Source organism: Myroides sp. LJL115, assembly GCF_054871665.1.
This window is the reverse complement of record NZ_JBTXLS010000034.1, coordinates 26,688-33,457: the sequence shown is the minus strand read 5'-3', so window position 1 is coordinate 33,457 and position 6,770 is coordinate 26,688. Positions and strand designations below refer to the sequence as shown.

The following is a 6,770-nucleotide window of genomic DNA, read 5'->3' as shown; positions in this document are numbered from 1 at the left end:
TTAAGTCCAATTCATCGATAACCTTATTTACAATGCGTACTGGATGCAAGGCAGGAATGAAATCTTCCAAAGAATGAGGAATCAAACTCATTTGATTCTGATCGTAAAGTCTATAACGTGGTGCTTGTTTTGCCATATTTACTTGAATTACTTATACTAATTTAAGTATATTAGATTGAAATTCAAATAATTATAATGGTGTTTTTTACTTAAAAGTACAAAAAAGAGGCTATCTCATTTGAGACAGCCCCTTTTTTAATATCTAATTGTAATTACTTGAGGGTTTCTTATATTATCTACTTGAACTGGATAACTTTTTAAGGGATAATATTTTTGACTTGTATCTAAAGGCATCCCATTTATAGTACTATAAAAAAATTCTTTTCCTTGGTGGCTTGCTAAATCTTTACAAACTAGGGCATCTCTTCCCGGGGTTTTTAGTTGAAGTCTTGAATTACTTCCATGTATTGGATGATTAGCGCAAGCTAAATCAAAAGCAGCAAAATATCCTCCAGCATTTCTAATGAATAATCCGGAAATTCCGTAGTTTGGTGTAATATATATGCCATTTGGGTTTTTTACATCATTGGCATCTGGATTGTTTAGGTTTAAGGAGAAGTTCACTGGTTGAGCCGGAAGGTATGGGTTAAAGTTACCTATTTGATCACTTGAACACCCTGTGATAAAAAGACTTATAATTAATAATAGTAAAACATTTTTCATATGGGAATTTTTTGTAATACAAATTTAATTAATTAACTTTGACAAAGAGTAACATTTCAAGTATAAGAATACTAAATATAAAACAAAAATATTATTGTTGGTAGAAATCCCGTTTTGATGGGATTTTTTCTATTTATATAAACCATTAATTATGAGTAAGATTTCGTATTATACTGCAGAGGGGTTAAAAAAGTTGAGAGACGAACTTGAGCAGTTAAAAAGTGTTGAGCGTCCAAAGGCTTCTCAAGCAATTGCTGAAGCTAGAGACAAGGGAGATTTATCGGAGAATGCGGAGTACGATGCAGCAAAAGAAGCACAAGGTTTATTAGAACTTAAGATTTCTAAGTTTGAAGAAGTTGTTGCCAATGCTAGATTAATTGACGAGTCACAATTAGATACAAGTAAAGTACTTGTTTTATCTAAAGTAAAAATTAAGAATCAAGCAAATGGAGCAGAGATTACATATACTCTTGTAGCTGAAAGTGAGGCTGATTTAAAAGCAGGAAAGATATCTGTAACATCACCTATTGGAAGAGGATTATTAGGTAAGAGTGTCGGAGAAATTGCAGAGATTACAGTTCCTAATGGAACGATGAAATTTGAGGTTTTAGAAATTTCTAGAAATTAAATAATCAAATAGTTATGGCATCCATTTTTACAAAAATTATTCAGGGAGAAATTCCAGCTTATAAAGTAGCAGAGAATGATAAATTTTTAGCATTTTTAGATATTAATCCAAATGCTAAAGGTCATACATTATGTATTCCTAAAAAAGAAGTAGATAAGATTTTTGATCTATCTAAAGAGGAGTATGCAGAACTAATGGAGTTTTCAAGACAAGTAGCTATAGCACTTGAGAAAGCAATTCCATGTAAGCGAGTAGGAATGTCGGTTGTTGGTTTGGAAGTACCACATGTACATGTGCATTTGATACCATTACAAACAATGGACGATATTCGTTTTACTAAGAAAGAAAAATTTTCTGAAGAGCAGTTTAAAGAGATTGCTAAAGCGATTCAAGACAAACTATAACAAGAGATAATCTTTTGATATTCAAATAAAGCCATCTAAAATTTAGATGGCTTTTGTTTTTTATAAATAACTGTAAAGGTAGAACCTTTACCTATTTCAGACTGAAGCACTTTTACAGTTCCATTTTGAAAGTCTTCTACAATTCTTTTAGTCAGAGATAATCCTAGTCCCCAACCTCTTTTTTTGGTAGTATAACCAGGTTCAAATATTTTTTTGTAATGCTTTTTAGGGATACCATTACCACTATCCTTGATATTGATCGTTACTAGGTGTTCTGTATCTTGAATATAAAGGCTTATTTTTCCTTTGCCTTTAATAGCATCAATAGCATTTTTAAGTAGATTTTCAATTGTCCATGAATGCAGCTCTTTATTTAAAGGTATCCAAATCTCATAATTGGGTAAATTAATTTGAAAATCAATTTGGTTGGAATTCCTTTTTTGAATGTATTCGAAAGTCTTTTTTGTTTCATGTACAATATCTAATGGTAGTAACACAGGTTTAGATCCAATTTTTGAAAACCTATCGGCTATTATTTGTAATTTATTCACATCTTTTTGAACTTCAGAAATAATATAATTCTCCACATTTTCTATTTTCATTATTTCTATCCAGCCCAATAGGGAAGTTAGGGGAGTACCAATTTGATGGGCTGTTTCTTTAGCCATTCCAGTCCAAAGTCTATTTTGTGAGGCACTTTTATTGCTTTTGTAAAACACGATTATTAAAACAGTAAAAAATAAGAAGATCAGTACTAAGGAAAGAGGGTAATATTTTAATTTGGTTAATAGGGAAGAATCCCCATAATATAAGTACTGGCTTTGTTGACCTACATTTATAACTATTGGGGCGTTTTGAGATTTAAGTTTTTTAAGAAAGGCATCTAATTCTTTGGTATTAGAACTAATATATTCTGGAATATTAGTAGTAGAAATAATACTATCTCCTTGGGTTGTTTGAATAATGGGTATTGTCCTATTTTCTGTTAGAATAAGAAGTATTAAATCTAAGTTAGTGTCAAACTTAGCGTGATCTAATGTATTGGAAGCTTCCGCCCAGATATTCATCTTTAATCTTTCCTCTTCTTTATACATTTGGAAAAAGGAATAGGTATTCCATAATATGAATACTAGGGCAATAAATGCTAGTCCTATGGAAAGCCAACGAAGAATATCTTTTTTATTATGGATCATAATTTTATTTGAACCTTAAAAATAGGTAAAAAATGGAGAACAATAAAAGTAATTACTACTAGGATTTACTTTTATTGTTGTGAAAGCTTTTGTAAATTTACTCTTTTCAAACCAGATATCTTATTCATATGAAGACAATTACACCAGGAGAGATTCCTGTACACGAATTGCAAGGCTATTTACAAGGCTCTATAGGACCTAGGCCAATAGCATTAGCTAGTAGTGTCGATGCACAGGGAGCCCCTAATTTATCCCCGTTTAGTTTTTTTAATTTGTTTAGTGCTAATCCTCCTATTTTAGTTTTTTCACCCTCAAGAAGAGTTAGAGATAATACGGTGAAAGATACCCTTAGAAATGTTGAGGAAACTAAAGAAGTGGTGATAAATGTTGTAAATTACAATCTTGTCCAACAAAGTTCTTTATCTAGTACAGAATATAACTCTAGTATAAATGAATTTATAAAAAGTGGACTTACTATGCTGCCTTCAGAGGTTGTATCTCCTTTTCGAGTAAAAGAAAGTCCTGTTCAAATGGAGTGTATCGTAAAAGAGATTATTTCCTTAGGCGATCAAGGTGGGGCTGGAAATTTAGTAATATGTGAAGTAGTAAAAATACATATTAGTGAGTCTATTCTAGATAAAGATGGTAAAATTGATCAACATAAAATAGATTTGGTATCCCGTATGGGGGGAAATTGGTATTCTCGTGCAAATCAGGGTATGTTTGAAGTAGAGAAGCCTTTATCGACTTTGGGAATAGGTGTTGATGCTATTGATCCTAGTATTGTTCAAAGTAATGTGTTTTCAGGAAATGATCTTGGAATGTTAGCAAATGTAGAATGTCTACCTTCACAAAGTGAAGTAAATGAATTTTTACAACAGAATAATGAGCTTAAGAAAATAGTAAGAGATGGGACATTAAGAGATAAATTAACCTATGCAAAAAAATTTTTAGAGGAAAATAATGTACCTTTGGCATGGAAAACTATTTTGGCAAAATAGTGTGAAAAAGTTAAACCAGGAAAATATTTAATAAAATGGAAGTTACCGGAAGAATCAAAATAATCGGACAGCCGCAAGATATCAGCAGCAGCTTTAGGAAAAGAGAACTTGTTGTTACAACTGAGGAGCAATATCCGCAGCATATTACTATTGAATTTGTTCAAGATAAAGTAGATTTATTGAATAATTTTCAAATAGGAGAACAAGTAAGAGTTTCTATTAACTTAAGAGGAAGAGAGTGGACAAATCCACAAGGTGAAACGAGATACTTTAACTCAATCCACGGTTGGAGAATTGACAAAGTTCAATCAGAACAAGTTGATCCTTCTTTCCAAGGTGGATATAATCAAAACCAAGGTGGGTACAACCAAAACCAAGGTGGATATAATCAAAACCAAGGTGGGTACAACCAAAACCAAGGTGGGTACAACCAAAACCAAGGCGGATATAACCAAAACCAAGGCGGATATAACCAAAACCAAGGCGGATATAACCAAAACCAAGGACAAAGTCAACAACAAGGAAATGTTGCACAGAATCCTGCACCTAGTCAATTTCCTCCAGTGAATAATTACAATGAAGAAGATCATGATGATCTACCATTCTAGTATAATGAATTTCAAAATATTAATCCCTAAGACATCTTAGGGATTTTTTTTTATTTAAGCTTATGATACATATTCTAGATCAAAATGAAATGTGGTTTCCCAAGGTCGAGTTAGCTCATGAATCAGGGATTCTAGCTATAGGAGGTGATTTAAGTACAAAGCGGTTAATGAGTGCTTATAGTAGTGGAATTTTTCCATGGTACGAGGATGGTGAGCCTATTACCTGGTGGGCACCAGCCGAACGAATGGTTTTATTCTTGGAAGAGTTGAAAATCTCTAAGAGTATGCGACAAATAATCAATAGTAAAAAGTTCAGAGTTACTAAGAATGCTAATTTTTCTGAAGTTATTTTTAATTGCCAAACAGTAAGTAGACCTGCCGGACCTGGTACTTGGATAACGGACTCTATGCGGGAAGCTTATATAAACCTTCATAAAGAGGGGTTCGCTCATAGCATTGAAGTATGGCAAGAAGATAATTTAGTTGGGGGATTATATGGAATAGATTGTAATGGTATTTTCTGCGGCGAAAGTATGTTTTCTCTTGTATCTAATGCTAGTAAAGTGGCTTTTATTTCTTTGGTAGAACTTCTAAAGAAAGACAATTATAAATTACTAGACTGTCAAGTTTATAACTCTCACTTAGCTTCTCTAGGGGCTAGAGAAATTTCTCGTGAAGAGTTTATGAGTATTTTAGGCGAATAAGCCACTTATTTTTTATAATGTTAATAAGTTATTAGCTGTGTTATTAACTATTAAAAATGTGGATAACTTTATATAGTGTTTAATTATATGCTTTAATTAGGATATATATGTTGATAACTCTAGTAAATAGTGGATAACTTATGTTGATAAGTAGTAACTACTGTTAATAAGTCCATATTTTACTGTTGATAACTCTATATTATCTATAGGTTATAAACAAAATAGGGTATTTAGATTATAAGAATCTAAATACCCTATTTTATTATTTAGCTTAAAAACTAGCTCGAAGCCATTTGTTTCATTTTTGAAATTTTATTTACTATAACAGCAATAGCTCCATCTCCCATAACATTACAAGCAGTTCCAAAGCTATCCATTGCGATATATAAAGCAATCATTAAACTTTGTTGTTCTGTATTAAAACCTAAGATAGAATTTAATACTCCTAAAGCAGCCATAATCGCTCCTCCAGGTACACCAGGAGCTGCAACCATAGCAATTCCTAACATAAAGATAAATCCAATCATTTGCAGAGGATCAATCGCTGTGCCTTGAATCATCATTAAAGCAATTGCACAAGCTACAATTTTTAGAGTACTTCCACCTAAGTGTATAGTAGCACATAACGGGATAGCAAAACCTGCAATTTTAGGATCCACATCATTTTTTATGGTTTGTTCCAAAGTAACTGGAATTGTAGCTGCAGAAGATTGAGTACCTAAAGCTGTGAAATATGCCGGAAGCATATTTTTCATTAAGATAAGAGGATTTTTTCCTGCTACTATTCCTGCTATTACATATTGCAATATCAATAATATGATATGCAATACGAAGATTACTCCAATTATTTTTACAAAAGTACCTAATACTAAAAATACTTGGCCACTATAAGTCATGTTTAAGAAAATACCAAATATAAATAGCGGTAGGAAAGGAATAATTACTTTATCAATTACAGACATTACTACGCTTTGGAAGTCGTTAAAAAGGCCTTCTAAATACGTGTATTTAGAGTATGCAATACATATTCCAAGTATAAATGAAATAATAAGAGCACTCATTACATCAAACATTGCTGGAATTTCAATATTAAAGTAAGGAATAAGGCTTTTATCTATTTCCTCTAGAATCCCCAAGGAATTAGATTGAAGTAAATCTGGAAAGATACTTATAGAAACTCCATAGGTCATAAATCCAGAAAATAAAGTGGAGCCGTATGCAATTAATGTTGTTATTACTAATAGTTTTCCTGCTCCTCTACCAATATTTCCAATAGCTGGTACAATTAGGCCAATAATAATTAAGGGAATGGTGAAGTTTAAGAAATTTCCGAACAAGGAATTGAACGTAATAAATATTCTAGAGATTTGTTCTGGCAAGATGTTGCCTAAAAGACTACCTAACGCAATAGCTATAATAATCTGTAATAATAGGTTCTTTTTTAAAAAATTCATAATAAATGTAGTTGTGACCTGTAAATGTATTAAAAAAAAATAAGCCTTGAGCAAA

The 6,770-nt window shown here is 32.0% G+C and carries 8 protein-coding genes; 5 read left to right on the top strand and 3 right to left on the bottom strand.

Features of this window, described 5'->3' with window-relative positions; genetic code table 11:
- Positions 1-255: 255 nt before the first annotated feature.
- The gene (locus tag ACYSNX_RS09340) at positions 256-723 is read right to left on the bottom strand and encodes a hypothetical protein (protein ID WP_461754409.1); all 468 of its coding nucleotides are present in this window, start codon (positions 721-723) and stop codon (positions 256-258) included.
- 151 nt (positions 724-874) lie between these two features.
- On the opposite strand from ACYSNX_RS09340, the gene greA reads away from it, so the two are divergent.
- Both greA and ACYSNX_RS09330 read left to right on the top strand, forming a co-directional pair.
- Entirely contained in the window at positions 875-1,351 is a 477-nt protein-coding gene (gene greA / locus ACYSNX_RS09335) for a transcription elongation factor GreA (RefSeq protein WP_461754408.1), read from the top strand.
- A gap of 14 nt (positions 1,352-1,365) precedes the next feature.
- Positions 1,366-1,755: an HIT family protein gene (locus tag ACYSNX_RS09330; RefSeq protein WP_461754407.1), complete on the top strand. Its 390-nt coding sequence runs from the start codon at positions 1,366-1,368 to the stop codon at positions 1,753-1,755.
- A gap of 35 nt (positions 1,756-1,790) precedes the next feature.
- On the opposite strand, the gene ACYSNX_RS09325 is transcribed toward ACYSNX_RS09330, so the two are convergent.
- Positions 1,791-2,945: a sensor histidine kinase gene (locus ACYSNX_RS09325; protein WP_461754410.1), complete on the bottom strand. Its 1,155-nt coding sequence runs from the start codon at positions 2,943-2,945 to the stop codon at positions 1,791-1,793.
- 131 nt (positions 2,946-3,076) lie between these two features.
- Here ACYSNX_RS09325 and ACYSNX_RS09320 point away from each other — a divergent pair, with 131 nt between their 5' ends.
- From ACYSNX_RS09320 to aat, 3 genes are all read left to right on the top strand, one after another.
- Entirely contained in the window at positions 3,077-3,949 is an 873-nt protein-coding gene (locus ACYSNX_RS09320; RefSeq protein ID WP_461754406.1) for a flavin reductase family protein, read from the top strand.
- A gap of 35 nt (positions 3,950-3,984) precedes the next feature.
- On the top strand, positions 3,985-4,557 hold the full coding sequence (locus ACYSNX_RS09315) for a DUF3127 domain-containing protein (protein ID WP_461754405.1): 573 nt from the start codon (positions 3,985-3,987) through the stop codon (positions 4,555-4,557).
- A 62-nt stretch (positions 4,558-4,619) separates the two neighbouring features.
- Positions 4,620-5,261: a leucyl/phenylalanyl-tRNA--protein transferase gene (gene aat / locus ACYSNX_RS09310; protein ID WP_461754404.1), complete on the top strand. Its 642-nt coding sequence runs from the start codon at positions 4,620-4,622 to the stop codon at positions 5,259-5,261.
- 278 nt (positions 5,262-5,539) lie between these two features.
- On the opposite strand, the gene ACYSNX_RS09305 is transcribed toward aat, so the two are convergent.
- Positions 5,540-6,715 carry a dicarboxylate/amino acid:cation symporter gene (locus tag ACYSNX_RS09305; RefSeq protein WP_461754403.1) on the bottom strand — a complete coding sequence of 392 codons (1,176 nt, stop codon included), beginning with the start codon at positions 6,713-6,715 and terminating at the stop codon, positions 5,540-5,542.
- Between the last annotated feature and the right edge of the window lie 55 nt (positions 6,716-6,770).

What these genes read in the sequence shown, in the direction of transcription:
- ACYSNX_RS09340 (WP_461754409.1), bottom strand. Translation starts at nt 723, where the DNA reads ATGAAAAATGTTTTACTATTATTAATTATAAGTCTTTTTATCACAGGG.
- greA (WP_461754408.1), top strand. Translation starts at nt 875, where the DNA reads ATGAGTAAGATTTCGTATTATACTGCAGAGGGGTTAAAAAAGTTGAGA.
- ACYSNX_RS09330 (WP_461754407.1), top strand. Translation starts at nt 1,366, where the DNA reads ATGGCATCCATTTTTACAAAAATTATTCAGGGAGAAATTCCAGCTTAT.
- ACYSNX_RS09320 (WP_461754406.1), top strand. Translation starts at nt 3,077, where the DNA reads ATGAAGACAATTACACCAGGAGAGATTCCTGTACACGAATTGCAAGGC.
- ACYSNX_RS09315 (WP_461754405.1), top strand. Translation starts at nt 3,985, where the DNA reads ATGGAAGTTACCGGAAGAATCAAAATAATCGGACAGCCGCAAGATATC.
- aat (WP_461754404.1), top strand. Translation starts at nt 4,620, where the DNA reads ATGATACATATTCTAGATCAAAATGAAATGTGGTTTCCCAAGGTCGAG.
- ACYSNX_RS09305 (WP_461754403.1), bottom strand. Translation starts at nt 6,715, where the DNA reads ATGAATTTTTTAAAAAAGAACCTATTATTACAGATTATTATAGCTATT.